This window comes from Mycobacterium sp. Soil_C_30 (assembly GCF_057656995.1).
Genome location: NZ_JBDGJH010000032.1, coordinates 24,223 through 50,460, shown reverse-complemented (window position 1 = coordinate 50,460; position 26,238 = coordinate 24,223). Strand labels below are relative to the sequence as shown.

Below are 26,238 nucleotides of genomic sequence, written 5' to 3'. Positions count from 1 at the left end.
CCCATCCGCAAACGCACCCGCGACCAAGACCGCCAACAACACATCAACGCCGAACGCGAACACAACGCCCTGCAACGTGCGCTGGGCAAACCCACACGCAGATCACCCTTTTAGGAAAGCCATCCATTTGGCGGCCGACCGAGGTCAGGCAAAATAACGTCCCGACTCGAGATCCTCGAGCAGGCCCGGGTGTTGCGGGGTCCAGCCCAGTAGCCGCTGGGTCTGCTTGCTGGAGGTCGGATTGTCCAGCGAGGCAACCCATCCGATGAAGCCCAGCTGCTCGGTGGCATGATCTTGGGTGACGCTGACGGCGGGGACACCGAGTTGGGCGCCGATCGCCGAAGCGATGTCCCGGAACGGGATGCCCTGCTCCGCCGCACCGTGCAGTCGTGAACCGGCCGGCGCCGACTCCACGGCCAACCGGTACAGGCGTGCGGCATCGAGGTTGTGAACGGCGGGCCAGCGGTTGGCGCCGTCACCGATGTAGAGCGCCTGTCTCGTCTTTCGTGCGTTCGCGATGAGCGTCGGGATGAAACCGTGGTGGTCGGTGGGTCCGTGCACGGTGGGCGCCAGTCGGACCACTGCGGCACGGACACCGCGATCGGCCAGAGCCAGGGTGGCGTTTTCGGAGGCGACGCGCGCTCCCGACGGGTCCACGTGGCTGTTCTCGGTACCCAGCGCACCCGCCGACCCGATGGCCAGCATGGCGGTGCCGGAGGTGTTGATGAACGGTTTGCCCGAGCCCTCCAGCGTGGCTCCCATCGCCTCGACGGCCTTCAGGTCGGCGACGGCGGCACCGGCGTAGTCGGCGAAATCGTGTTTGAAGGCCAGGTGGATCACCCCGTCGGCGTCTGCGGCAGCGGCGGCCAAGACGTCGAGGTCATCGAGTGTTCCGCGGGTGACGCCGGCACCTGCCGCCTCGAGCGCCCGGGCGGAGGTGTCCGAGCGGGCCAGGCCGGTGACCTGGTGGCCGTGGTCGAGCAACTCGCGGACAACCAGTGAGCCGATGTGTCCGGAGGCACCGGTGACAAAAATGCGCATGATCGTTCCTTCGTTCCGTGCGATGTCAGTGGGTGACATCAACCTACGCCTGATGTCAGCGTCTGTCATCGCCGTAGAATTCCCGCATGGGTCGATGGGAACCGGACGCGCGGGGCCGCCTGGAGCGGGCGGCACTGGAACTGTTCGACGAGCGCGGATTCGACGAGACCACCGTCGCCGAGATCGCCGAACGTGCCGGATTGACCGAGCGCACCTTCTTCCGGCACTTCGCCGACAAGCGCGAAGTGCTGTTCCGCGGCAACGAGCTGGCACAGTCGATCGCCGGGGCCCTCGACGCCGTCCCCGCGACAGTGCCGCCGCTGGATGCCGTCGCCGACGCACTGGCGGCGGTATCCGGGTTCTTCGACCAGCGTCGGCCCTACAGCCGGAAACGCCAGACCGTCATCGCAGCCAACCCGGGACTGCAGGAACGCGAACTGATCAAGCTGGCCTCGATGGCGTCGACCATCGGAGATGCATTGCGGCGCCGCGGTATTGGTGAGCCGGCGGCCAGCCTGACCGCAGAGACCGGGATCGCCGTGTTCAAGGTCGCCTTCGAACGCTGGCTTGCCGATCGCTCGGCGCGCGAATTTGCCGCGCACATCCGCGAAACCCTCGCCGAACTCAGGAACGTCACCCGGTAAGCCGCACCGGGCCACGAGCAAGCCTGACTCGAGGCAGGTGCCTAATGTCCCAGCGCGGCCGCCAGATACGGTGCGGTCCGGCTCGTCTGGTGCGCAGCCACCTCCCGGGGGGTGCCCGCCACCACCACCGCACCGCCCTCGTCCCCGCCGCCGGGCCCGAGATCGATGACGTGATCGGCGCCTGCGACGACGTTCATATCGTGTTCGGCCACCACGACGGTGTTGCCGGCGTCGACCAGGCGATGCAACTGCCGTTCCAGCAGTTCGACATCGGAGGGATGCAGACCGGTGGTGGGCTCGTCGAGGACGTAGAGCGTGTGCCCGCGTTTGGCGCGCTGCAACTCGGTGGCCAGCTTGATGCGTTGCGCCTCACCGCCGGACAGTTCCGTGGCCGGCTGGCCGAGACGCAGATACCCGAGCCCGACATCACGCAGCGTCGTCAGACTCCTTGCCGCACTGGGCAGCTCGGCCAGGAAGTCCACGGCCTCGTCGACCGTCATGGCCAGCACATCGGCAATGGTGCGCCCCCGAAAGGTGACCTCCAACGTCTCCTCGGAGTACCGGGCGCCGTGGCACGCCGGGCAGGTGGCGTACGTGCCGGGCAGGAACAGCAGCTCCACCGCCACAAAACCCTCACCCTGACAGGTCGCACACCGTCCCTCGGCGACGTTGAACGAGAACCGGCCCGCGCTCCAGCCACGCCGGCGGGCTTCATCGGTGTCGGCGAATGCCTTTCGCACCGCATCGAACAGACCGGTGTAGGTGGCCAGGTTGGAGCGCGGAGTGCGGCCGATCGGCTTCTGGTCGACGGTGACCAGCCGGTCGATGATCTCGGCGCCGTTGACCGTGACACCGATGCTGGCGTCGGCATCGATGTCGAGCAGTTCGGAATCCTCGGTGCCGTCGTCGGTGAGCTCGGCGCGGCCCAGCTGCCGGGCCATCACGTCACCGAGGACCTTGCACACCAGCGTCGACTTCCCTGACCCGGACACCCCGGTGACGGCGACGAACGCACCCAGCGGGAGGTCGACGTCGACGTCGCGCAGATTGTGAAAGGTGATGCCCCGCAGTCCGAGGGTCCCGGCCGGCGTTCGGGTGGTGCTACGCTCGGGCCTCTTTCGACCGAACAGATACCGCCGGGTGACCGACGGTTCGACTTCGGCCAACCCGTCCACCGGCCCGCTGTAGAGCACGTCGCCGCCGAGTTCGCCGGCGCCGGGGCCCACGTCCACGACCCAGTCGGCGCGGCGCACCACGTCCATGTCGTGTTCGACCACGAACAACGAATTCCCGGCGCGGCGTAGCCGATCCAGCACGTCGAGCAGAGGTTGGGCATCGGCCGGATGCAGACCGGCAGACGGCTCGTCGAGGACGTACAGGACACCGAACAGCCCGGCCCGCAGCTGGGTGGCCAGCCGCAACCGCTGCAACTCCCCCGGCGACACCGTCGGGGTGCGGCGGTGCAGGCTCAGGTAGCCGAGCCCCAGATCCACCAGCACCGCGATCCGGGCCACCAGATCGGCGGCGATCATGGTGGCCACCTCGGTGAACTCGCCCGACTCGGTGGATTCGTAGGCGGCCTCGAATTCCGTCCTGGTGGCAGCGGGTTGCAGCACTTCGGCCAGCACGGTCAGGGGCAGTGCCACCAGTTCGGCGATGTTGCGACCGGCGAAGGTCACCGCCAGGGCTTCGGGACGCAACCCGGAGCCCCCGCACACGGGGCAGTCCACACTGTCGACGTACTGCAGGACCCGGCGCCGCATCATCGCGCTCTGGGAGTTGGCCAACGTGTGCCTCACGTGGCGTTCGGCGCTGGAGAAAGTGCCGTTGTAGTAGTAGTCGGCGGTGACGGGATGCTGGCTGGGGTCGATCTCGACAGTGGGCTGTTCGTCGGTGAACAGAATCCAATCCCGTTGCCGTTTACTGAGTTTGCGCCACGGTTTGTCGATGTCGTAACCCAGGGTGATCAAGATGTCGCGCAGGTTCTGCCCCTGCCACGCGCCGGGCCAGGCGGCCACCGCGCCCTCGCGGATGGTCAGCGTCGGGTCGGGCACCAGTGTCTGCTCGGTCACCCGGTGGATCCGGCCGATCCCATGGCATTCCGGGCACGCGCCCACCGTCGTGTTCGGGGAGAACGCGTCGGAGTCCAGCCGTTCCGTCGCGCCGGGCGGGTAGCTCCCGGCGCGGGACAGCAGCATCCGCAACAGGTTCGACAAGGTGGTGACGGTGCCGACGGTGGAGCGTGAGCTCGTGGCTCCCCGGCGTTGCTGCAACGCCACCGCGGGCGGCAACCCGGTGATGTCGTCGACCTTCGGAGCGTCGTTGGGCAGCAGCAACCGGCGCGCGTACGGCGCCACGGATTCGAAGTAACGGCGCTGCGCCTCGGCGTAGACGGTCCCGAACGCCAGTGACGACTTCCCCGACCCGGACACACCGGTGAACACCACAAACGCATCACGCGGGGCGGCGACGTCCACTGACCTCAGGTTGTGCACGCGGGAGGCGTAGACGCGCACGTACGGGTCCCGCGCGTCGTGCTGATCGGAGTCCATCTGAGTCATTCTCACCCAGATGCTCGTACCATCAGGGCGTGCCTGTGCCCGGGATCGTCCGCAGCTCCGCGTTGATCGACGAGATCCTCGACGCTCATCACGACCGGGCGCGCGGTGACGACGCGGGGTGGGCCGCCTACCGGGCGCACGCGTACCGGGTGCTCAACTTCGCCCGCGCGCTGACACCCGAGACCGCCGATCGTGACGACAAGCTGGCCATCGCCGCAGCGTTTCACGATCTGGCGGCGTTCGACACGCTCGATTACCTGGTGCCGTCCATCGAGGCGCAGGACGCGTGGTTGACGGCGACGGGGCGCCAGGGCTGGTCCGAGGAGTTGGCGCTCATGGTGGCCGAACATCATCGGTTCGCCACCTACGGTCCGGACCGGCCGTACGCGCCGCTGGTGGAAGCCGTTCGCCGGGCGGACCTCATCGACGTCAGTCAAGGCCTCGTCAGGTTCGGGCTTCCGAGGTCCTATGTCGCCGAGGTGCGCGGCACGTTCGACGCCTCTGTCTTCTTCAAGCGCGTCATCCCGCTCGGGTGTCTGCGCGCGATCCGCCGTCGTCAGCAGCCGGGTTTTCTGCGTCCCACCAACGCGTTGATCCGGTCGGGTTACCGAGGATCAGACCAGTCCGGGTAGGCCAACGGCCTCGCGGATCACGGTCTGCCCGAACTCGGCGATCGACTCCGGCGGGGCCGAGTCGGCAAACCATACGTAAAACCGCTGCACGCCTTGACTTTCCAGCTGCGCGAAATGGCGTGTGAGCGTGTCCGCGTCGCCGCACACCAGACCTGAGCCCAGCACACTCCAGCGCCGGCGGGCTTTCTCCGTCACCGCGGCGACGTCGTCGCCCGCGCGCACGAATCCGACCATCTGTTGCACCGAGACCCGCACCGCACCGATCGCGGGCAGCAGTTCGGGCAGTCGCGCCAGCTCGTTGGCCGGTAGGTTCCACCAGTCGGCGAACTGCCGCGCCAGGTTCAGCATCCGCGGCCCCACCCCGCCCAGGACGATCGGGATCGGGGTGTCGGGAGCCGGCTGCTGTGCCAGCTCGTGGTCTGCGGACCAGAAGTGGTGCAGTGATTCCAGCGTCTGCCCCAGTGCATCAACACGCTGCCGCGCGGTGGCCGCGGAGATGCCGAACTTCACCAGCTCCCCGGGCATGGAACCCGAGCCGAGCCCGAGTTCGAACCGGCCACCTGAGGCCGCCGCCAGGGTGGTCGCCTGTTTGGCCAGGACCGCGGGATGCCGGAACGCGTCGCACAGCACCAGATGACCGATGCGCAGCGTCGCGGTGTGGGCCGCCACCCAGGTCGCCACCGTCATCGCTTCCCACAACGGACTCGCCGGAGCCATGGGCGTCTCCAGGTGATCGAGGAATGCGATTCCGTCGAATCCGGCAGCCTCCGCCGTCTGCGCCCGGGTCACGAGGTCGGCGATACCGAGCCGGGTCTGTGGGACATACAGGAACCACTGCGCCATCGTGCACTCCCAGATTCGCCGGTGAGCCCGAATGGTAACAGCATTCTCAACTACGGAAAGTGCATTCTCAGTACACGTCACGCACGTAGCGTTTGTCTGCCACCAACCCCCGCTTGTACGCGTGCGCAGCATCGTCGGACATCTTGCCGTGGGTCTTGATGATCTTGGTCAGGGTGTCGTCGACGTCCTTCGCCATGCGCGTGGCGTCGCCGCAGACGTAGAAATGCGCACCGTCTTCCAGCCACCGCCAGACCTGCGCCCCGTGGTCGAGCATCTTGTGCTGCACGTAGACCCTCTTGTCCTGGTCCCGCGAGAACGCCAGTTCGAGGTGGCTGAGCAGACCATCGGCCACCATGTCCTCGAGATCAGCGCGGTAGTAGAAGTTCTGGTCGCGGTGCTGATCACCGAAGAACAGCCAGTTGCCGCCGGTGTGTCCCAGCGCGCGGCGCTCCTGCAGGAATCCGCGGAACGGGGCGATACCGGTGCCGGGGCCCACCATGATCATCGGCGTGTGCGACTCGGTGGGCGGCCGGAAGTGCGGCGACTGCTGCAGGAAAACCGGCACCGGCGTCCCGTCGGGCAGGTCGGCCAGAAACGTCGACGCCACTCCCCCGCGCAGACCGTCCTGGTACCGCACGACGGACACGGTGAGCTGCACCTCGTGCGGGCTGACCAGCGGTGACGACGAGATGGAGTACTGCCGCGGCGTGAGCCGCACCAGCGCCTCCTGCCACTGCTCCGCAGCGGCTCGGACAGCGAATTCGCGCACCACGTCCAGACCGTTGCGGTCGACCAGCCACGCGTCGAGTTCGTCGCGGCGTTTGTGGAGTCTCTTGTCGCCGCAGTGCTCACCGACGAATTTCAGCAGACCGGGTGTGACACGGCAGATGTCGTAGCTTGCGGTGAGTGCGTCGCGTAACGACGTCTGCGCCCCGTCGACCCTGATCTCTTCGCCACCGTCGAGGCCGGTGGCCGCCAACCACGTGTCGACCGCAAAATCGCTGTTGCGGGGTACCACGCCCAGGGAATCACCTGCGGCATAACTGATTCCGTGTTCGGCGACATGCTCGGAGATGTCGAACCCGAACTGCCGCACGTCTTTTGCCGAGCCTGCGGGCGTGAGTCTGACATTGCGGACCAGCGGAGCCGGGACCGGTTGGCCGCGGGTGAACGGTTCGGTGGCCCGGCGTTTGCGGGTGACCGGCGTGTCCGCAACAAGGGCGGTCACCCGGTCGGCCCACTGCGTCATAGGCTCGTCGTCGTAGGCCTCGACGTCGGCGCGGTCCAGGATCTTGGCCGCACCCAGGTCGGCCAGCCGGGCGTCCAACGACTTGGCGTGACCGCAGAAGTTTTCGTAGGAGCGATCACCGATGCCGAGCACGGCGTAGCGCACCCCGTCGAGGCTGGGCGCATCGGGTGACTCCAGCCGGTCCCAGAACTCGGCCCCGTTGTCCGGGGGTCCGCCGTCCCCGAATGTCGAGGTGACGATGATGACCTCACGCCCCGCGGCGAGATCGTCCAGCGAGCAGTCGTTCATGTTCACCAACTGCGCGCCGAGTTGGTCGGCCACCTGCGCGGCGAACTCCTCGGCGTTGCCGGTCTGCGACGCCCACATGACCAACGGCCCCGTGCTGGTGTGTGTTTCGGTGCGCGCGGTTCTGGAGTGTGCCCCGGCCAGCATGCCGTCCACCCACAATCGCACCTCGGTGCGCACGGGGGCGGTGGCCGGCAACACGGGGACACCCGCGTCAACGCTGTCGATGGCGCCGAGAAACGCTGCGAGGTAGATCTTCTCGTCATCGGTGGGCTGCGGTGGCCGCTGATCGGACAGATCGAGCACGGCGGCAAGCGGGTGTGGTGCCGGTGCGACGGGGCGCAGGCTCACCGCGCACACCTTGAACTCCGGCTGCAGCGAGTCGGGATCGACGGCATCGTTGGTCAAGGCGTTGATGGTCAGGTGTTCGCCATGCTCGTCGTTCCAGTGGAACGGCACCCAGACGTTGCCGGGCCGCACCCGGTCGGTCACCTGCGCCGGTAGCACCACCCGGCCGCGGCGCGAGGTGAGCTCCACCTGCTGGCCGGTGCGGACGGTGGCAGCCGCAGCATCAAGGGGATTGATCTCCACGAACGGGCCGCTGTTGAGCTTGTTGAGCTTGGCGACCGTCCCGGTCTTGGTCATGGTGTGCCACTGATGTTGCAACCGACCGGTGTTGAGTACAAACGGATAGTCATCGTCGGGAAGCTCTTTGGCGTCCAGATGAGGTCTGGGGTGGAACACCGCACGCCGCGACGGCGTGGCGAACGCCAAGGCCGGGACGGTACCGTCGTCGTTGACGTGCAGGTGTTGGCTCACCCCGTCGTTGCGGTAGCGGGTCGGGTTGCGGCCGTCGGCGCTCTCGGACGGTATCGGCCACTGCAGCGGTTTGTCACGGAGTCGGGCATAGCTGGCGCCGCGGATGTCGTAGCCGGTCTTGGGGTTCCAGAACCGGCGGATCTCGTCGAACACCTCCTCGCTGGTCTTGTAGGCGAAGGCGTCGCCGAAGCCGAGGTGGGTGGCGACCTCGCAGATCAACTGCCAGTCCGGCCGGGCCGCACCCAGAGGTTCGGATGCCTGCTGCAACAGCGTGAGGGTGCGGTCGGAGTTCACCATCACGGCATCGGATTCCGACCACAGCGTAGCGGGCAGCACCACGTCGGCGTAGCGGTTGGTGGCGGTGTCCCGGTAGGCGTCCTGGGTGATCACCAGCTCGGCGGCCTGCAACCCGGCGATCACGGTCGACCGGTTGGCCACGGTGGCAACGGGATTGGTACAGATGACCCAGCAGGCCTTGATCCGGCCGGCAGCCATCTGCTCGAACATCGCGATGGTGCCCGGCCCCACGTCGGTGCGGATGGTGCCCGCATCCAGACCCCACTGCTGCTCGACGAACTCGCGGTCATCGGCGTTGACCACGGCGCGCTGCCCCGGCAGACCCGGCCCCATGTAACCCATCTCGCGCCCACCCATGGCGTTGGGCTGGCCGGTCAGCGACATCGGCCCGGCGCCGGGCCGGCAGATGGCACCGGTGGCCAGGTGCAGATTGCAGATGGCATTGGTGTTCCAGGTGCCGTGGGTGCTCTGGTTGAGTCCCATGGTCCAGCACGACACCCAGTCCCGGGCCTCGGCGATCATCTGGGCCGCGGTCACGATGTCGGTCTCGGACAGGCCGGTGATCTCCGCCACCCGGGCCGGGGTGTAACCGGCCAGGAACTCCGGCATATCGTCCCAGCCCTGGGTGTGCCGGGTGATGAAATCCTGGTCGATGGCGCCGGATTCGACCAGCAGGTGCAGGATCCCGTTCAACAGCGCCAGGTCGGTGCCCGGCTTGATCTGCAGGAACAGATCGGCACGTTCGGCGGTGGTGGTACGGCGCGGATCGACGACGATCAGTTTGGCGCCGGCTTTGAGCCGGTCCGCCATGCGCAGGAACAGAATCGGATGACAATCGGCCATGTTGGAACCGATGACGAAGAACAGGTTGGTGGTGTCGAAGTCGGTGTAGGACCCCGGCGGACCGTCTGATCCCAGGGACTGCTTGAAACCCGTTCCGGCGCTGGCCATGCAGAGCCGCGAGTTCGATTCGATGTGGATGGTGCGCAGGTAGCCCTTGGCGAGTTTGGTCGCCAGATACTGTGCCTCGATGGACATCTGACCCGAGACGTACAGCGCGACGGCATCGGGTCCGTGTTCGTCGACGATGCCCTTGAGCCGGCGCGCCGCCTCGGCCACCGCGTCGTCGACCGGGGTGGGTACCGCTTCCTCGTCACGGGTGGGCCGCACCAGCCCGGTGGTGAGGCGGCCATCGGTGGCCGCCATCATCTCCGCGTGCGTCGCACCCTTGGTGCACAGCCGCCCGAAGTTGGTGGGATGCAGTTTGTCGCCGCTGACCCGGGCGATGACGGGCGCACCCGTATCGGGGTCGGGGCGGGTCTCCACCGAGATCCCGCACCCGACCCCGCAATACGAACACGCGGTGCGTGTGCTCGTCGACGTCACCGTGTTCAGTTCGCCCCCACCGGCGCCGGAGCGCGACCGATGACCTCGCCGGTGGGCGCCGCGGAGCGCATCCGCAGGAACACGAACCAGGTGACGATGGCGCACACCACGTAGAAGCCGAGGAACACCCAGAACGCATTGGTGGCCGACTTGGCGTCACCGACGTAGGACATCCGCAGCACGATGTTGATCCCCACTCCGCCGAGGGCGCCGACGGCGCCGGCGAAACCGATCAACGCACCCGACATGCTGCGCGACCAGGCCGCCTTTTCTTCGCGGCTCCACTCGTCATGCCCCTGGGCCTTGGCCTCGAAGATCGACGGGATCATCTTGTAGGTGGACCCGTTGCCCAGGCCGGACAGGATGAACAGCAGGATGAAACCGGCGACGTAGGCGACCATCTGGCCGCCGGTGGGCGCGCCGGCGGTACCGTCGTCCAGCATTCCGGCACCGACCAGGATCCCGGCGGCGAAGATCATCGCGGTGAACACGTACAGCGTGATCTTGCCGCCGCCTACCTTGTCGGCGAGCTTGCCGCCGAACGGCCGGGAGATGGAACCGAGCAGCGGGCCCAGGAAGGCGATCTGCGCGGCGTGCAGCGAGGCCTGGGCCGGGGTGTCACCGCCGGCCAGGTAGTTGATCTGCAGAACCTGGCCGAACGCGAACGAGAACCCGATGAACGAACCGAATGTGCCGATGTACAGGAAGCTCATCACCCAGGAATGCTTGAACCGCATCGCCTCGACCATGGCGCCCAGGTTGGAGCGCTGGTTGCCCAGGTTGTCCATGAACAGGGCCGCACCGAGGGCGGCCAGGCCGACCAGAACCAGGTAGATGGCGCACACGATGTACGGGGCGGTGTTGCTGACCGCGGCGATCACCAGCAGGCCGATCAGCTGGATCACCGGTACGCCGATGTTGCCGCCGCCGGCGTTGAGACCAAGGGCCCAGCCCTTGAGCCGTTGCGGGTAGAAGGCGTTGATGTTGGTCATCGACGAGGCGAAATTGCCGCCGCCCAGGCCGGCGAACGCGGCGATGATCATGAACGTGGTGTAGGACGCGCCGGGCTGGGCCATCACCCACAACGTCAGGGCCAGCGGGATCAGCAGCAACAGCGCGCTGACGATGGTCCAGTTGCGGCCACCGAAGCGCGCCGGGGCGATGGTGTACGGGATGCGCATGAACGCGCCCACCAAGGTGGGCATCGCCACCAGGTAGAACTTGCCTGCGGCGTCGATGCCGTAGACGTCCTGCGGCATGAACAGCACCATCACCGACCAGATGGACCACACCGAGAAACCGACGTGCTCGGCGAAGATCGACCAGATCAGGTTGCGTTTCGCTACTTTACTGCCGCCCGAGTTCCAGGCGTCGACGTCTTCGGCATCCCAGTGCTCGATGGTTTTCCCACGGGTCATGCAGAGATTTCTACGGACCCGGCATTCCGCATCGATTGCCCTTGGATGACCGGTTTGTCAATTGGGTCTCACATGCGGGAAACGCTCACCGTGAGGGTGTTGCGGAGTGCGCACGGGTATTCATCAGCGACTCTCAAGCGAAACCGAGCCGAAACAATCCGCCCCTAGCTTCGGCCCATGACAGACGGCAGCACCCCCCGTTTCCTGCAGGGCGCATTCGAATTCAAAGGCGACGGGTACGACAAACCCGCGCTCCTCGACGACACACTGAAATACGTTGTGCCCGCCGGCGCCACCACGCAGCCGGTGTACTTCCGCGGCGGCAACTCCAGCAAGCAGATGATCAGCGTGGTGCTCTACCGGGACGGAAAACCCATGCGCTACTTCCCTATTGCCGCCAAAGGCGCCACCCACGTCGCCCTGCGCGTGGTGGAGGATCTGCTGGCCGACACCGTGCTCGAGCTCTACGTCTCGGCCCCGCCCGGTGCCGCGGGCACCGTGATCGTCGACCTCGGGTTGGTGGAGTTCTAGATGACCAGGCTGGTTGTGGTCGGCAACGGGATGGCCGGGATCCGGGCCATCGAAGAGGTGCTGGGCCGTGCCGGTGGTGAGCGGTTTCAGATCACCGTCTTCGGCGATGAGCCCTACGGCAACTACAACCGGATCCTGTTGTCGAATGTGCTTGCCGGCAGCGATGATCCGGGCGAGATCTACCTCAACGCGCTGGACTGGTACACCGACAACAACATCGACCTGCGCGCCGGGGTGCGGGTGGTGCGTATCGATACGTTCGCGCACCTGGTACACGCCGACGACGGCACGTCGATGCGTTACGACAAGCTGATCCTGGCCACCGGCAGCCGGTCGTTCTTCCCCCCGATGGCCGGACTGTGGGCCGACGACAAGACCCTGGCCGACGGGGTGTTCGGGTTCCGGACGCTGGACGACACCTCGGCGATGATCGCCGAGGCCGCCAACCGCACCAAAGCCGTGGTGATCGGCGGTGGGCTGCTGGGGCTGGAAGCCGCACGCGGTCTGCAGACCCGCGGTATGGCCGTCGACGTGGTGCACGCCGGGTCGACACTGATGAACGCCCAACTCGACGACCTCGCCGGGGCGATCCTGCGTAAATCCGTGGAGGCGTTGGGCATCGGCGTGCACACCTCGAAGCGCACCACCGAGGTGCTGGTGTCCGACGGGGCCCTGAAGGGCATACGGTTCTCCGACGGCGAGCAGCTGGACTGCGACATGCTGGTGATCGCGGCGGGTATCCGGCCCAATGTCGGTCTGGCGCAACGGGCCGGGCTGACCGTCGAACGCGCGATCGTCACCGACGATCACATGCGTTCCGTCGACGACGACGACGTCTATGTCGTCGGCGAATGCGCCCAGCACCGCGGTCAGGTGTACGGCCTCGTCGCGCCCCTGTGGGAGCAGGCCAAGGTGCTGGCCGACCACCTCACCGGAAGCGATCCCCGCGCCGCGTACCACGGCTCGCGGGTGGCCACCAAGCTCAAGGTGGCCGGCGTCGACGTCGCCTCCATGGGCGTCAAGGGTCCCGAGCACGTGGATGACGAATTCGTCCAGTACTCCGAACCGCGCCGGGGGGTCTACAAGACGGTAGTCATCCGGGACGGAAAGCTGGTGGGCGCCACCCTGGTCGGCGATGTGAGCAAGGTGTCGTTCCTCACCCAGGCGTTCGACAACGGCCTGCCGCTGCCCGATGAGCGGGTGTCGCTGATGTTCGACATCGGCACCCCCGATGTGGAAGTCGGTGTGGCAGAGCTGGCCGATGACGCCCAGGTGTGCAACTGCAACGGCGTGTCCAAGGGTGCGCTGGTGGCTTGTGTCAAGGACGGCACCACGTCGGTGAGCGGCGTGATGAAGCAGACCAAGGCCGGCAAGGGCTGCGGCTCGTGCAAGCAGCTGGTGGGTCAGATCGTGGAGTGGGCCGCCGGTGGCGCGGTGACCGAGGACGCGTCGGCGTCGTGGTATGTCCCGGGTGTGCCGTACGCCAAACCCGAACTGATGCGGCTGATCCGGGAGCTGCAACTGCATTCGGTGTCCTCGGTGTTCAATGCCCTGGCCCCGGACGGTCAGCACGACGCCGGTTCGAAGATGGCGCTGGCGTCGCTGCTGGAGATGATGTGGGCCGACGAGTTCGTCGACGAGCGCGACGCGCGTTTCATCAACGACCGCGTGCACGCCAACATCCAGCGCGACGGCACCTTCTCGGTGGTGCCGCAGATGAAGGGCGGGGTGACCTCGGCGGCACAGTTACGCCGGATCGCCGATGTCGCCGAGAAGTACGAGATCCCGATGATCAAATGCACCGGCGGCCAGCGCATCGACTTGCTCGGGGTGCGCAAAGAAGACCTGCCCGGGGTGTGGGCCGATCTCGACATGCCGTCGGGTTACGCCTACGGCAAGAGCTTCCGGACCGTGAAAACCTGCGTGGGCAGCGACTTCTGCCGGTTCGGCGTCGGCGATTCGACGGCCCTGGGTATCGCGATCGAGGAGCGGTACCAAGGGCTGGCCAGTCCGGCCAAGATGAAACTGGCCGTCACCGGCTGTCCCCGCAACTGCGCGGAGTCGCTGTGCAAGGACCTCGGTGTGGTCGCCGTGGAGGGCGGCCGCTGGGAGATCTACGTGGGCGGCGCGGCGGGGGCGCACATCCGCAAAGGTGACCTGCTGGCCACCGTGGACACCGCTGAGGAAGTGATGACGCTGACCGGGCGGTTCCTGCAGTACTACCGCGAGAGCGCGAACTGGCTGGAACGCACCTATGCGTGGGTGCCGCGGCTCGGTATCGAGCACATCCGGTCCGTCGTGGTGGACGACGCGGAAGGCCTTGCCGAGGGTTTGGACGCCCGGATGGCGAAATCTGTTGCCGCCTATCGTGATCCATGGAAGGACGGCGCCGAGCCCGTCACCGAGGGCCAGTTCCGTACGTCGTTGCCGCTGCTGCCGCTGCCCCAGGTTCCGGTCCGATGAGCGTGGACCTGGGCTCGGTCGACCAGATCCCCGTCGGCGAGGGCCGCACCTTCGCCGTCGACGGGGTGCAGATCGCGGTGTTCCGCCTGCGCGACGGGTCCCTGCGCGCCATCGACGCGGTGTGCCCGCATCGCGGCGGCCCGCTGGCCGACGGCCTGGCCGATGACACCGTGGTGGTGTGTCCGCTGCACAACCACACCTTCGACCTGTGCTCCGGCGCCGAAGTCAGCGGCGCGGCGATGTCGGTGCGCAGCTACCCGCTCGAGACGGTCGAGGGCCGCATCGTGATACCCCACCAGCGGTGATCCGTTCCGTTATCAGATTCACCGCTCATCGTTACCGAGAAACGCCGCCGTTCTGCCGTGGTCGCGGACCCAGTTGTCGCACCATGGCCGTATGCGTCAATCACGGGCTGCGATCGCGGCGGTCTGCGTTCTGCTCGCGGGATGCAGCACCCCGAGCAATGCGGCACTTTCCGAACCCACCCCCACGCTGGTCCCCCGCCCGCTGGTCGAACGGGAACTCGATGAACTACTGCTGAGCCCGGAAGAGGCGTCGGCCACCATGGGGGCACCGATGATCGTCACCGAGTCCAGAGCCGAGATGGCCGACAACAGCGCCATCATGGCGCCGCAGGAATGCCTGGCGATCGACGGCGCCGCCGAGGCAGCGGTGTATGCCAACAGCCGGTTCCGCGCCGAGCGCGATCAGAGCTTCAACAACGGCGATGCATTCACGATGTACCTCAAACAGGCCGTGATCTTGTTCGCCTACCGTAAACCCGCCGAGGAGTTCTTCTCCGCGTCGGTTCAGCAGTGGCCGGCCTGCCACGAATACACCCACACCCAGAGCGGGTCGCGGTGGACCGTCGGCGAGATCACCAACACGGACCACACGCTCGCCACGATCGCCACGCATCAGGAAGCCGCGGCCCCCGGCTGGGCCTGCGGACGCGCACTCTCGTTGCGCAACAACGTCGTCATCGACGTCAACACCTGCAGCGCCGCCCCGGGCGATTCCGCGGTGCGGGTCGCCGACCAGATCGGCACAAAAGTGCTGGCCCACTGAAAGTTCGGGTTCAGTCGTCGGAGTCGCCCGTCTGGTCGCGAAGAGGCCGGCCCCGGCTCAGGTACAGCTGCGCGTCGGCACGGGCGTACAGCGCCGCGATGTCGACATCGTCCGAATCCTGCGTTGCCGCACCCACACTGACTTCGGGCGTGTGTTCTTTGATCCGCCGGAGAAACGTCTCGACCACCGCGGGGTCCTCGCCGGCCATAACGACCGCGAACTCGTCACCACCGAGTCGGGCCACCACTGCGCGCCGCGGAGCGGCCCGTCGCCAGTGCTGGGCGTATTCGGTGATGCGGCGATCCCCGGCCTGATGGCCGTAGGTGTCATTGAGGCGTTTGAGGCCGTCGATGTCCAGGGCCACGACAGTGACGGCCGCCGACGTCGTGCGGGCGCGCCTCATCAGATCGGTGGTTCCGATTTCCCACCCGGCTCGGTTCAGCAGGCCGGTCATCGGATCGGTGCACGCCGCCGCGAACATGGCCCGCATGAGAATGCCGAACGACTCGGCCGCCCCGATGATCGCCACCACGATGATCAGGTAGGTGATGACACCCGTGTATGGCGCCGGCGAGATTCCGACAGCCACCGCGCAGGCCGCCGCCAGGCCGACGATCATGACCCAGGCCTGCGGCGGGGAATGGAAGGCCCTCACATACATCGCCAGGAACATCGGGGCGATCAGACACACGTACTCGGCGATCAACGACACATGGAAAGCCATCACGATCGGAGTGGCCGCCCACGCGGCCACGGTGGCCGGCAACAGGCGGTGCGGGGCCACGGCGAGGAGGACTAGCCCCGACCCCCCGAGAACGATCGCGATGATGCCGCCGATCGGATTGCCATAGGCGATATCCGTGCGTACCGGGAAGATCGTGAAGACGACGCCGTAGAGGTAGAGGAAGGTGGTCGCGCCCAAGTAGATCCGCAGCAGCCGTACGCGCTGGCTTTGCGCGCCAGCGAACGAACCGAGGTGATCCATGACGACGGCCTGCCTGTAGCTCTGCTCTTCTCGACCCGATTGTGGCTAATGATCGCATACGGGTGCAGGCGGGTCTGGGTCAGCCGTCGAGGGCGCGGTCCAGGTTCAGTGCGGCACTGATCAACGCCAGATGGGTGAACGCCTGCGGGAAGTTGCCCACCTGGTCACCGGTGGCGCTGACCTGTTCGGCGTACAGCCCCACGTGGTTGGCGTAGGTGAACATCTTCTCCAGCGCCAGCTGCGCGTCGTCGAGCCGGCCCGCGCGCGTCAACGCCTCGACGTACCAGAACGAGCAGATCGAGAACGTGCCCTCCTGCCCGTCGAGGCCGTCGGTCTCCGGGTCGTAGCGGAACACCAGCGAATCGGTGACCAGGTGCTCCTCGATGGCCCGCAAGGTGGACAGGAACCGCGGATCGGCCGGTGACAGGAATTTCAGCATCGGCATCAGCAACACCCCGGCATCGAGCGCTTGACCACCCTCGACCTGGGTGAACGCCTCGAGGTCGGCGTTCCAGGAGTGGGTCATGATGCGTTTGTAGATGTCGTCGCGGGCTTTCGACCACGCCACCAGATCGCCGGGCAGACCGCGTTGACGCGCCATCCGGATGGTGCGTTCCAGGGCCACCCAGCACATCAGCCTCGAGGTGGTGTACGCCTTCGGGGCATCACGCACCTCCCACATGCCGGCGTCATCACGGTCCCAGTTCTCGGCCACCCAGTTCACCACGTGCACGACGTCTTCCCAGGCATCGTGGCTGATACCTGCACCGTACTTGTTGAACAGGTACACCGAATCGATGATCTCGCCGTAGATGTCGAGCTGCAGCTGATCCACCGCCGCGTTACCGACCCGCACCGGCGACGAATCCCGGTAGCCGGAAAGGTGATCCAGCGTTTCCTCCGTGTCGGGCAGGTTGCCGTCGATGTCGTAGAGCACCCGCAGCGGGCCCAGCCCACCGTCGGTGTCCCGTCCGAGCCGCTCCGACAACCAGCGGATGAAACCGTTGGCCTCGTCGGTGAATCCGAGCCGCAGCAGGGCATACAGCGAGAACCCCGCGTCCCGGATCCAGACGAAGCGGTAGTCCCAGTTTCGGGAACCGCCCACCGGAGCAGGCAGACTCGTGGTGGGCGCCGCGATCACCGCCCCGGTGGGCTCATGGGTGAGCAACTTCAGCGTGATGGCCGAGCGGTGCACTGTCTCACGCCATCTGCCCTTGTATGTGGACTGCGACAGCCACTTTCGCCAGAATGCCGTGGTGGCGTCCAGCAGGCTGTCCGTCAAGTGGATGGCCTCACACGACGGGGCCTCGTCGGGGTCGAGCACCTCCAGCACGAACAGGGCGGTGTCGCCGTCACCGAGGGTGAACTCGGCGCTGACGGTCCCGTCCTCGATCGTCAGTTCTGTGGTGGCGGCCAACCCCATCCGCATACCGTCGCCGGTGATCAACACGCCGCCGTCGGTCGGCTCGAGCACACAGCGCAAGCGGCCGTAGTCAGGGCGGGCGTCCAGCACCATCCGCAGATGGATCTTCCCGCGAACTCCGGACACCCGGCGCACCAACCGTTGGCGATGGTCGGGCTCGTGCGCGGAGTGCACAGGCATGAAATCGTGCACCTCCGCCACGCCGTCCTGAGTGAGGAACCGGGTGATCAGCACCGCTGAGTTGGGGAAGTAGAACTGCTGGGTGCGGCTGATCTCGCAGTCCGGGGCCAGCCGCCAGCAACCGCCCTTCTCGCGGTCCAGCAGCGTCCCGAAGATGCTGGGCGAATCGAACCGCGGGGCGCAGAACCAATCGATGGTGCCGTCGGTGCCGACCAGTGCGGCGGTGCGCAGGTCACCGATCAGGCCGTGATCGGCGATGACCGGCCAGTCGTTGTCAGGCATCCGGCAGCCGCCACCCGCCTTCGATGAGGGAGACAGCCTCGTCGGGTCCCCACGACCCCACCGCGTAGGGCTGCACCGGTGGCGGATTGTCCAGCACCGGCTGGCACACCTGCCAGAGCCGGTCCACCTCGTCGGCGCGCGTGAACAACGTCTGGTCACCGCGCATCACGTCGAGCAGCAGCCGCTCATAGGCTTCCAGCGGCGAATCGTCCGGATCGTCCTTGGCGATCTCGAGGTGGAAAGTGCCGCAGGTCAATGCCATGTCGGGGCCCGGGCGTTTGACGTTGAGGTGGATCTCGGCCCTGGGCGACTCCTCCAGTTCCAACACCAATTCATCTGCGCCATAGGCATTCTCGCCGAAGCGACCGCACGGCGGGGTGCGGAACCGCAACGTGACGGTGCGCCGGTTGTCACCCATCGCCTTGCCGGTGCGCAGATAGAACGGGACCCCCTGCCAGCGTTCGTTGTCGACGAAAGCCTCCAGCGCGACAAGGGTTTCCACCTGCGAATCGTCGTCCACATCCTCCAGTTCGCGGTACCCGTCGTACTGGCCGAACACCACCCGCTGCGGATCCAGCGGCCGCATGACGGTGAACACCTTCGACTTCTCGTTACGCAACTGCTGGGCGTCCAACCGTACCGGCGCCTCCATGGCGACGAAACCCAGCACCTGGCACAGGTGAGTGGTCACCATGTCGCGGAAACACCCGGTGGACTCGTAGAAGCTGCCGCGGCCCTCCGCGGTGAGATCCTCGGGCACATCGATCTGCACCGATTCGACGGTGTTCCGGTTCCATGCCGGTTCGATCAGGCCGTTGGCGAATCGCAACGCCAAGATGTTCTGCACCGCCTCCTTCCCCAGGAAGTGATCGATCCGGTACACCTGCTCCTCGTCGACCACTTTCTTGAGGGTGGCGTCGAGTTCGCGTGAACTGCGCAGGTCCGTGCCGAACGGCTTCTCGATCACGATCCGTACCGGCGCACCCTTGGTGGCGATCTCCTCGCGGCCCAGCATCGTGATCATCGGCTGCATGGCCGACGGCGGCACCGACAGGTACACCAAGGTGTGGGTGTCCTGCCCCAGCTTGTTCTGGGCATCCTTCACCGCGGCGGCCAGATCGCTGCCGTCGTCGGCGTCTGCGACGGTGAACGTCAACCGGCCCAGCACGTCGGCGGCCACGTCGTCATCGAGATCGTCGACGAACTCGTTCAGGGAGTCGCGGATCTTGGCACGGAACTCGTCGTCCGAACCCGGCGAATGCCGTCCGGAGCCGATGATGACGTACTCGTCGGGCAGCCGCTCGGCCGCGGCCAAGTGGTACAGCCCCGGGAAGAGCTTGCGTTTGGCCAGGTCGCCGGTGGCGCCGAAGAGGACGAAGACATGCGGAGGGATGTTCTGCTGTGAAGCCACCTCACCGGATGTAGCCAGCGGGCCCGCCGGTCAAACCACCGAGGGGTCAGTCGGCGGGTTTGACGGCCAGTACCGGTTTGCGGCACTCCAAAATCAACTGTTGAGAGACGCTGCCCAGCAGCAGCTTTCCCACCGGATTGCGGTGCCGGATCCCGATCACCAGCAGCTCGGCCTCGAACCGGTCCATGGCCTCCAGCAAGGCATCGGCGGCGTACTTGCCCACCGGTTGCTCGATCTTGTACTCGACGCCGCAGTCGGTCAGCAGGTGCTCCAGCTGGTTGACGGCATCGGTTTGGGCGAACGCGGCATCAACATAGGAGTCGCCGGCGGTGGAGTTCACCACCAGCAGTGTGCTGTCGCGCAGTTTGGCCTCGGCGATGCCGTGTTCGAGTGCGACGCGCCCGAACTGGTCGGCGGTGTATCCGACGACGATCATCCTTCGCTCCGCTCATCCGCGACGATCGAGCGCACGCATTTGTACGCTGGCGACGGCGTGTTGGTGTACAGACACGCGCGCTCGGCATTGATCGTCATCATTGTTGGGTGGCCTTTTCCCGCTGGTCCCGGTCGTCTTCGACCACCAGCAGCGTCTCCTCGCTGCGGTGGAACAACCGCAGCACCAGCGGCGCCAGCAGCAGCAGCGCCATCAAGATGTAGGTGATGATGGCGACGGGTTCAGTGAACAGGCTGGACCAGTCGCCGCCGCCCAGCTGCAGACTCTGGCGCAGCTGGCGCTCGATGCGCGGGCCCAGGATGACACCGATGATCAACGGCAACACCGGCAGGCCGAAGCGCCGCATCATCAAACCCATCAGGCCGAACAGCAGCAGCAGCGCCAGGTCCAGCGGCTGGATGTTGACGGCGAACGCACCCAGGATGGCGAAGAACAGGATGCCGGCGTACAGGTAGGGCCGCGGGGTGCGCAGCAGCTTGGCCCACAGCGGCGCCAGCGGCAGGTTGATCACCAGCAGCAGGAAGTTGCCGATGAACAGGCTGGCGATCAGCGTCCAGATCAGCAGCGGTTCCTTGTCGAACAGCGTCGGGCCGGGCTGGATGCCGTAGGACACGAACGCCGTCAGCATCACCGCGGCGGTGGCGTTGGTGGGCAGACCCAGCGACAGCATGGGCACCAAAGTGCCTGCGGCCGAGGCATTGTTAGCGGCCTCCGGGCCGGCGACACCTTCGATGGCGCCCTTGCCGAACTCCTCGGGGTGCTTGGAGAGCTTCTTCTCGGTGATGTAGCTCAGGAACGTCGGCAGCTCGGCGCCACCGGCGGGCAGCGCACCGAACGGGAACCCGAACGCGGTGCCGCGCAGCCACGGCTTCCACGACCGACCCCAGTCCTTGCGGTCCATCCACGGCCGGCCGACGGGGATGATGTCGGCGGGCCGGCGACGCAGGTGCGCCGCCACCCAGAGCGCCTCACCGACGGCGAACACCGCGACGGCGATCACCACGATGTCGATACCGTCAGACAGCTGCGGCAACCCGAAGGTGGCGCGCGGCTGGCCAGTCAGCGAGTCGATGCCCACCAGGCCGATGGCCAGACCCAGCAACAGCGAGATGGCGCCACGCAGTTTCGACGAACCCAACACCGCGGTGACCGCGACGAGGGCGAACAGCATGATGGCCAGGTAGGACGGCGCACCGAGGGTGACCGCGAACCGGGACACCGCCGGGGCGAACGCCGCCAGCAGCGCGGTGCCGATGGCTCCGGCGACGAACGAGCCGATGGCCGCGGTGGCCAGTGCCTGCGCCGCGCGGCCGGCCTTGGCCATCTTGTTGCCCTCGATGGCGGTGATCACCGACGACGATTCACCCGGGGTGTTGAGCAGGATCGAGGTGGTGGAACCGCCGTACATACCGCCGTAGAAGATGCCGGCGAACATGATGAACGCCGCGCTGGGGCTGACGTTGTAGGTGATCGGCAGCAGCAGCGCCACCGTCATGGCCGGGCCGATACCGGGCAGCACACCCACCGCGGTACCCAGCAGCACGCCGATCACGGCATACAGCAGGTTCATCGGGGTGGCGGCTTCGGCGAAGCCCTGAAGCAGCCAGTCGAAGTTCTCCATCTACAGAATCCCGTCCAGAATGCCTGCGGGCAGCGGGATCCCGAGCCCGGAATAGAACGCGTAGAAGCTGAGGACGCCCAGCGCCGCGCCGATGACGATGTTGCGGATGTAGTGCTTGCTGCCCAGAACCGTTGCGGTGCCGGCGAAGAACAACCCGCCGGCGATGGTCCAGCCCAGCGGCATCACCAACACAATGACGGCCACGAACAGGGCGATCAGCAGACCGACGGTGCGCCAGTCGCTGGTCATGTTCGGGTCGATGTCCTCACCGGCATCGGCCTCACCCTTGGATCCGCGCGGGATGGCGACGGCCAGGATCACCGACAGCAGGATCAGCCCGACGCCGATGGCGATCGGGAACAGCCGCGGCCCCACCGGATCCACCTTGGCGAACCCGTCGGCGATGCGCAGCGCGTCGACGATCAGGAAGATGCCGACCGCCACGCACACCGCGCAGACGATGTACTGGCCCTTGTCGGTGGTCTTCTCGGTGGTCTTCTCGAGAGGAGTCTCTGTGCTCACACCAGCCCCAATTCGGTCAGCGTCGTCGAAACCCGGTTGTCCTGTTCTTCGAGGAAGCGCTCGAACGGTTCACCGGTCATGAACGCGTCGCTCCAGCCGTTGGTCACCAGTGCTTCCTTCCAGGCATCGGTGGCGTGCAACTCTTCGAGGATCTTCACCATGGCGGCGCGGTCCTCATCGGAAATCCCGGGCGGCGCAAGCACTCCGCGCCAGTTGGTGAAGGTGAGGTCGATACCGGCCTCGGTGAGCGTGGGTGCGTCGACACCGTCGACCCGCTCGTCACCGGAGACCGCGAGGACGCGCACCTGGCCGGACTCGATCTGGTCGACGTACTCCCCCAGACCTGAGGTGCCCGCGGCGATCTTGTTGCCCAGCAGGGCGGTCAGCAGGTCGCCGCCGCCGTCGTAGGACACGTAGTTGACCTGTTTCGGGTCGACGCCCACCGCGCGGGCGGTCTCCATCGGGAACAGGTGGTCGGGCCCGCCGGGTGACGAACCGCCACCGACGGCGACCTTGGCCGGATCGGCCTTCCAGGCCTGAACGAAGTCGTCGACCGTCCGGAACGGTGAATCGGCGGGGACCAGGATGCCTTCCTGCTCCTCGACCATCTTGGCCAGTGCCGTGGCATCCGAGGCCCGCGCCGACGAGCCGTTGGTGAACACCGCACCGACCACGCCGAGGCCCATCATCATCATCAGGTCGCCGTTACCGCGCTCGTTCATCAGGCGGGCCATCGCGACGGTGCCGCCGGCGCCGATGACGTTGAACACCTCGACGCGGCCGGTGATGTCGTCGTCTTCCATGATCTTGACCGCGGTGCGCGCGGTGAGGTCGTATCCACCGCCGGGGCTGTTGGGCACCATCATGCGCAGGCGGTGCATGCCGGCGGGGTCGTCGCCGCGGGTCACCCCGCAGCCGGCGAGCAGCAGCGCGATCAGCAGCACCGCAGCTGCGCGCACGCCATAGGGTCGTCTGGGCACCATGAAACTCCTTCGCTGGTGATGCTCAGCAATACTGTTCCCTGAAGTGACATGGGTCACTCTTTCGGACGCAAAGGAAGTTGTGAACGTTGAGGACACCGGAGTGAGTCGAGGTCGCGAGGGACGAGCGGCCGATGAGCTCACGACTGGGGGTACCGGAGTGAGTCGAGGTCGCGAGGGACGAGCGGCCGATGAGCTCACGACTGGGAGTACCGGGCTCAAGAGACGCCACAGCGCCAGCCTGGCGGGCCAGTTCCTGGCTTTTCAGCTGGTGGTGGTCGCCGTGGTGCTGCTGGCTGTCGGTGCGGTCTCGGTGGCGCAGTCCACCAGGGAGTTCCAGGAAGTACGCGGGCAGCGCATGGTCGCGGTGGCCGAGAACCTGGCGTCCATCCCGATAGTGCGCGACAGGTTGTCCGACCCCTTCGCCGCGCAGACCCTGGCCCCGGACGTGGACCGCGCCGTCGCACTCTCAGGTGCCGGACTGGCCGAGATCATCGGTCCCGACGGTGTGGTGCGCTCCTCGACGGACCCGGCGCGGGTGGGCCGGCCCGCCGAATTCGGCACCAGCGACGTGCGCACCGGCCGGGCCTGGTTCGGTGACATCGACGTCGTCGGCGTGCACAGCATCGTCGGACAGGTGCCGATCCTGTCAGTGCACGGCGAGGTGCTGGCCATCACCTCCGTCAGCGAGCCGTACCCGACCGTGTGGCAGCTGCTCTCCGGCGCCGGGGAACGCCTGCTGGTCTATCTGGGACTCGGTGCGGTGCTGGGGTTGGCCGCGTCCTGGCTGCTGTCCCGGCGCATCAAACGCCATACCCGCGGGCTGGAGGTGGCCGAGATCGCGAGCCTGGCCGATCACCGGGAGGCACTGTTGCACAGCATCCGCGAAGGCGTGCTGGCGGTGAACAACGACGGTGAGATCACCCTGCTCAACGACAGCGCGCGCGAGCTCCTGGGCGTGAGCGATCTGGCGGTCGGGCGGCGAGTCGACGCGGTGGGAATCGATCCGGCGGTGATCGAATTCCTCTTGTCGGCGAACGCCGACGGAACAGACCCAGCTGCCGTCATCGCCACCCGGACCCGGGTATTGGCGCTCAACCGGCGGGCCGCGAGCAGCTATGGACGCTCGATCGGTACGGTGACCACGATGCGTGACACCACGGAGCTGGCCACCATGAGTGGTCAGCTGTCCTCGCACAAGAGCGTCACCGACACACTGCGCGCCCAGACCCACGAATTCGCCAACCAACTGCACACCATCTCGGGGCTGGTGCAGCTCGGCGAATACGATGCGGTCCGGGAACTCGTCGGCACCCTGACCCGCCGCCGCGCCGAGATCAGCGACACCGTCACCCAACGCATCTCCGATCCCGCGGTGGCCGCCCTGCTGATCGCCAAGACCACCTTGGCCGCCGAACGCAGGGTCTCCCTCGACATCTCCCCCGATTCGAACCTGGCGCCGCTGGATCCCGCGCTGGCCACCGACGTGATCACGTTGCTGGGCAACCTGATCGACAACGCCGTCGACGTGTCCGAGGGTTCCGAGCGCAGCCGGGTGGTGGTCGGGATCCGCGGTGTGAGTTCCGGGTTGTCGATCACCGTCACCGATTCGGGACCCGGTGTGCCCGAACACCTTCGCGAGTCGATCTTCGCCCGCGGGGTGACCTCGAAACCCGATGTTCCCGGCGGACGGGGCATCGGCCTGGCGCTGGTGCGCCTGGTGACCGCACAGCACGGCGGGTCCGTCGACGTCAGTGATGCGCAAGATGGCGGGGCCCGGTTCAGTGTCCGTATCCCGTTGAGCGAGAACGCCCATGCGTGACGTGCTGGTGGTCGACGACGACTTCATGGTCGCCGAGATCCACCGCCGGTTCGTCGAGCACGTGGACGGTTTCCGCAGCGTCGGGGTGGCCCGCACCGGCGCGGAGGCGTTGACGGCGATTGCCGAGCTGACACCCGATCTGGTGCTGCTCGATGTCTACCTGCCGGACATGACCGGCCTGAAAGTGCTGCAGCAGTTGCGCTCCGCCGGGAATCCGGTGGGTGTCATCATGATCACCGCTGCACGGGAGCTGGACACCGTGAGCGCAGCGCTGGCCGGTGGCGCGGCCGACTACCTGATCAAACCGTTCGAGTTTCCACAGTTGCGCGCCAAACTGGAGGCGTTCGCCGCCCGCGCCGCCACCCTGGGCGCCGAACAACACGTCGATCAGAGCGTGGTGGACAAATTGTTCGGCAACACCGCGGTGGCAGGCGGCCCGGATGTCCTGCCGAAGGGGTTGGGCGCCGAGACCGGCCAGCGGGTACTGGGCGCGGTGCGCGCCGCCGGCGAGGTGTCGGCGGCGGAATGTGCCGAAGTGGTGGGTATTTCGCGGGTGAGCGCGCGGCGCTACCTGGAGCACTATCTGAGCGCCGGAACTCTGGAGCTGCGGCTGCAGTACGGCGCGGGCCGCCCCGAGCGCCGCTACCGCACCCGGTGATCACCGTGGTGGCGGCACGAAACCCGTCACCCGGACCGAGGCACGCACTTTCGATTCCTCGATGAGCGCGGCGTTGAGCTCGTCGACCCGGCGCACCCAATCCTGGGCCCGCCCCGGTTGTTTCCCGAACATCACGTGCCGGTCCACCAACCTGGGTATGCGCACCTCGGGCGAGGAGTCGATGAACCACACCTCGTCGAACAAATCCGCCACACCTGCCCACCCGGCTGTCTGCGCCAGAAGGTAGTTGCCTTCCGAGATGACCAGCCGGACCTCGGGATCGACCGGTATCGCCCCGGCGATGGGTTGCTCGAGATCCCGCTCGAACACCGGGGCGTACACCACCTCACCGGCTGCCGCGGCGCGCAGCCGGGTCAGCAGCGCGGCGTACCCGGACGCGTCGAAGGTGTCCGGCGCCCCTTTGCGGTCGAGTCGGCCCAGCCGGGTCAGTTCCACGTCGGCCAAGTGGAATCCGTCCATCGGGACATGTGCCACCGCCCCCGGACCCAGCAGCGACGTCAGCTCGTCGACCAGCGCCTCGGCCAGGGTGGTCTTACCGGATCCCGGCGAACCGCAGATACCGAGCAGGGACCGCCCCGGCCTGACCGCCAGGTCCCGCGCCCGGGCCAGCGCGGACTCGAAATCCGGCAGCGCCGGCGCGTT

Annotated in this window: 21 protein-coding genes; 8 read left to right on the top strand and 13 right to left on the bottom strand. The window is 66.9% G+C overall.

From position 1 onward, the window contains the following. Nucleotides 1-144: 144 nt before the first annotated feature. Complete coding sequence (locus AC3A6P_RS34190; protein WP_487696833.1) at nucleotides 145-1,041, bottom strand: SDR family oxidoreductase; 897 nt, start codon at nucleotides 1,039-1,041, stop codon at nucleotides 145-147. An 86-nt stretch (nucleotides 1,042-1,127) separates the two neighbouring features. On the opposite strand from AC3A6P_RS34190, the gene AC3A6P_RS34185 reads away from it, so the two are divergent. Next, complete coding sequence (locus tag AC3A6P_RS34185) at nucleotides 1,128-1,685, top strand: TetR family transcriptional regulator (protein WP_487696832.1); 558 nt, start codon at nucleotides 1,128-1,130, stop codon at nucleotides 1,683-1,685. A gap of 41 nt (nucleotides 1,686-1,726) precedes the next feature. Here the strand turns inward: AC3A6P_RS34185 and uvrA are convergent, their stop codons facing one another. Then, nucleotides 1,727-4,237: an excinuclease ABC subunit UvrA gene (gene uvrA / locus AC3A6P_RS34180; protein WP_487696831.1), complete on the bottom strand. Its 2,511-nt coding sequence runs from the start codon at nucleotides 4,235-4,237 to the stop codon at nucleotides 1,727-1,729. A 38-nt stretch (nucleotides 4,238-4,275) separates the two neighbouring features. Between uvrA and AC3A6P_RS34175 the strand changes: the two genes are divergently transcribed. Continuing rightward, nucleotides 4,276-4,878, top strand: a complete 603-nt coding sequence (locus AC3A6P_RS34175; RefSeq protein ID WP_487696830.1) for an HD domain-containing protein — start codon at nucleotides 4,276-4,278, stop codon at nucleotides 4,876-4,878. Here the strand turns inward: AC3A6P_RS34175 and AC3A6P_RS34170 are convergent. The 3 genes from AC3A6P_RS34170 to AC3A6P_RS34160 all read right to left on the bottom strand — a co-directional run bounded on the left by AC3A6P_RS34170 (nucleotide 4,861) and on the right by AC3A6P_RS34160 (nucleotide 11,175). After that, on the bottom strand, nucleotides 4,861-5,721 hold the full coding sequence (locus tag AC3A6P_RS34170; protein ID WP_487696829.1) for an LLM class flavin-dependent oxidoreductase: 861 nt from the start codon (nucleotides 5,719-5,721) through the stop codon (nucleotides 4,861-4,863). The two genes, AC3A6P_RS34175 and AC3A6P_RS34170, sit on opposite strands and share 18 nt — an antisense overlap. 67 nt (nucleotides 5,722-5,788) lie before the next feature. Further along, on the bottom strand, nucleotides 5,789-9,757 hold the full coding sequence (locus AC3A6P_RS34165; RefSeq protein ID WP_487696828.1) for a bifunctional nitrate reductase/sulfite reductase flavoprotein subunit alpha: 3,969 nt from the start codon (nucleotides 9,755-9,757) through the stop codon (nucleotides 5,789-5,791). Between the two features lie 5 nt (nucleotides 9,758-9,762). Then, nucleotides 9,763-11,175, bottom strand: a complete 1,413-nt coding sequence (locus AC3A6P_RS34160) for an MFS transporter (protein ID WP_487696827.1) — start codon at nucleotides 11,173-11,175, stop codon at nucleotides 9,763-9,765. Between the two features lie 177 nt (nucleotides 11,176-11,352). Here AC3A6P_RS34160 and AC3A6P_RS34155 point away from each other — a divergent pair, with 177 nt between their 5' ends. From AC3A6P_RS34155 to AC3A6P_RS34140, 4 genes are all read left to right on the top strand, one after another. Then, nucleotides 11,353-11,706, top strand: a complete 354-nt coding sequence (locus AC3A6P_RS34155; protein ID WP_487696826.1) for a molybdopterin oxidoreductase — start codon at nucleotides 11,353-11,355, stop codon at nucleotides 11,704-11,706. Next, nucleotides 11,707-14,169, top strand: coding sequence for a nitrite reductase large subunit NirB (gene nirB, locus AC3A6P_RS34150; protein WP_487696825.1), 2,463 nt, complete (start codon nucleotides 11,707-11,709; stop codon nucleotides 14,167-14,169). Continuing rightward, the gene (locus AC3A6P_RS34145; RefSeq protein WP_487696824.1) at nucleotides 14,166-14,474 is read left to right on the top strand and encodes a Rieske (2Fe-2S) protein; all 309 of its coding nucleotides are present in this window, start codon (nucleotides 14,166-14,168) and stop codon (nucleotides 14,472-14,474) included. Before nirB ends, AC3A6P_RS34145 begins: the two co-directional genes overlap by 4 nt. 91 nt (nucleotides 14,475-14,565) lie before the next feature. Beyond that, a complete protein-coding gene (locus AC3A6P_RS34140) occupies nucleotides 14,566-15,237 on the top strand; it encodes a sensor domain-containing protein (protein ID WP_487696823.1) in 672 nt (223 codons plus the stop codon). 10 nt (nucleotides 15,238-15,247) lie between these two features. Here AC3A6P_RS34140 and AC3A6P_RS34135 read toward each other — a convergent pair whose 3' ends face one another. The 7 genes from AC3A6P_RS34135 to AC3A6P_RS34105 form a co-directional block, all read right to left on the bottom strand. Then, nucleotides 15,248-16,222, bottom strand: coding sequence for a GGDEF domain-containing protein (locus AC3A6P_RS34135; RefSeq protein WP_487696822.1), 975 nt, complete (start codon nucleotides 16,220-16,222; stop codon nucleotides 15,248-15,250). 79 nt (nucleotides 16,223-16,301) lie between these two features. Then, entirely contained in the window at nucleotides 16,302-18,107 is a 1,806-nt protein-coding gene (locus AC3A6P_RS34130; RefSeq protein ID WP_487696821.1) for a glycoside hydrolase family 15 protein, read from the bottom strand. After that, complete coding sequence (gene zwf / locus AC3A6P_RS34125; RefSeq protein WP_487696820.1) at nucleotides 18,100-19,518, bottom strand: glucose-6-phosphate dehydrogenase; 1,419 nt, start codon at nucleotides 19,516-19,518, stop codon at nucleotides 18,100-18,102. The genes AC3A6P_RS34130 and zwf overlap by 8 nt, the downstream gene beginning before the upstream one ends. A 46-nt stretch (nucleotides 19,519-19,564) precedes the next feature. Then, nucleotides 19,565-19,954 (bottom strand): universal stress protein, encoded by a 390-nt coding sequence (locus AC3A6P_RS34120; RefSeq protein ID WP_487696819.1) that lies wholly within the window; start codon nucleotides 19,952-19,954, stop codon nucleotides 19,565-19,567. A 97-nt stretch (nucleotides 19,955-20,051) separates the two neighbouring features. Beyond that, a complete protein-coding gene (locus AC3A6P_RS34115; RefSeq protein ID WP_487696818.1) occupies nucleotides 20,052-21,593 on the bottom strand; it encodes a tripartite tricarboxylate transporter permease in 1,542 nt (513 codons plus the stop codon). After that, nucleotides 21,594-22,115, bottom strand: a complete 522-nt coding sequence (locus AC3A6P_RS34110) for a tripartite tricarboxylate transporter TctB family protein (protein ID WP_487696817.1) — start codon at nucleotides 22,113-22,115, stop codon at nucleotides 21,594-21,596. Continuing rightward, the gene (locus AC3A6P_RS34105) at nucleotides 22,112-22,996 is read right to left on the bottom strand and encodes a Bug family tripartite tricarboxylate transporter substrate binding protein (RefSeq protein WP_487696840.1); all 885 of its coding nucleotides are present in this window, start codon (nucleotides 22,994-22,996) and stop codon (nucleotides 22,112-22,114) included. Before AC3A6P_RS34105 ends, AC3A6P_RS34110 begins: the two co-directional genes overlap by 4 nt. Nucleotides 22,997-23,351: 355 nt before the next feature. Here AC3A6P_RS34105 and AC3A6P_RS34100 point away from each other — a divergent pair, with 355 nt between their 5' ends. Both AC3A6P_RS34100 and AC3A6P_RS34095 read left to right on the top strand, forming a co-directional pair. Next, a complete protein-coding gene (locus AC3A6P_RS34100) occupies nucleotides 23,352-24,917 on the top strand; it encodes a sensor histidine kinase (RefSeq protein WP_487696839.1) in 1,566 nt (521 codons plus the stop codon). Beyond that, entirely contained in the window at nucleotides 24,910-25,575 is a 666-nt protein-coding gene (locus AC3A6P_RS34095; RefSeq protein WP_487696816.1) for a response regulator, read from the top strand. Before AC3A6P_RS34100 ends, AC3A6P_RS34095 begins: the two co-directional genes overlap by 8 nt. On the opposite strand, the gene AC3A6P_RS34090 is transcribed toward AC3A6P_RS34095, so the two are convergent. Then, nucleotides 25,576-26,226 (bottom strand): nucleoside/nucleotide kinase family protein, encoded by a 651-nt coding sequence (locus AC3A6P_RS34090; protein ID WP_487696838.1) that lies wholly within the window; start codon nucleotides 26,224-26,226, stop codon nucleotides 25,576-25,578. It abuts the gene before it with no gap. Between the last annotated feature and the right edge of the window lie 12 nt (nucleotides 26,227-26,238).

Bases quoted from the DNA above. Each gene is read 5' to 3' on its own strand.
- AC3A6P_RS34190 (WP_487696833.1), bottom strand. From the start codon at position 1,041: ATGCGCATTTTTGTCACCGGTGCCTCCGGACACATCGGCTCACTGGTT.
- AC3A6P_RS34185 (WP_487696832.1), top strand. From the start codon at position 1,128: ATGGGTCGATGGGAACCGGACGCGCGGGGCCGCCTGGAGCGGGCGGCA.
- uvrA (WP_487696831.1), bottom strand. From the start codon at position 4,237: ATGGACTCCGATCAGCACGACGCGCGGGACCCGTACGTGCGCGTCTAC.
- AC3A6P_RS34170 (WP_487696829.1), bottom strand. From the start codon at position 5,721: ATGGCGCAGTGGTTCCTGTATGTCCCACAGACCCGGCTCGGTATCGCC.
- AC3A6P_RS34160 (WP_487696827.1), bottom strand. From the start codon at position 11,175: ATGACCCGTGGGAAAACCATCGAGCACTGGGATGCCGAAGACGTCGAC.
- AC3A6P_RS34155 (WP_487696826.1), top strand. From the start codon at position 11,353: ATGACAGACGGCAGCACCCCCCGTTTCCTGCAGGGCGCATTCGAATTC.
- nirB (WP_487696825.1), top strand. From the start codon at position 11,707: ATGACCAGGCTGGTTGTGGTCGGCAACGGGATGGCCGGGATCCGGGCC.
- AC3A6P_RS34145 (WP_487696824.1), top strand. From the start codon at position 14,166: ATGAGCGTGGACCTGGGCTCGGTCGACCAGATCCCCGTCGGCGAGGGC.
- AC3A6P_RS34140 (WP_487696823.1), top strand. From the start codon at position 14,566: ATGCGTCAATCACGGGCTGCGATCGCGGCGGTCTGCGTTCTGCTCGCG.
- AC3A6P_RS34135 (WP_487696822.1), bottom strand. From the start codon at position 16,222: ATGGATCACCTCGGTTCGTTCGCTGGCGCGCAAAGCCAGCGCGTACGG.
- AC3A6P_RS34130 (WP_487696821.1), bottom strand. From the start codon at position 18,107: ATGCCTGACAACGACTGGCCGGTCATCGCCGATCACGGCCTGATCGGT.
- AC3A6P_RS34120 (WP_487696819.1), bottom strand. From the start codon at position 19,954: ATGATCGTCGTCGGATACACCGCCGACCAGTTCGGGCGCGTCGCACTC.
- AC3A6P_RS34115 (WP_487696818.1), bottom strand. From the start codon at position 21,593: ATGGAGAACTTCGACTGGCTGCTTCAGGGCTTCGCCGAAGCCGCCACC.
- AC3A6P_RS34105 (WP_487696840.1), bottom strand. From the start codon at position 22,996: ATGCACCGCCTGCGCATGATGGTGCCCAACAGCCCCGGCGGTGGATAC.
- AC3A6P_RS34095 (WP_487696816.1), top strand. From the start codon at position 24,910: ATGCGTGACGTGCTGGTGGTCGACGACGACTTCATGGTCGCCGAGATC.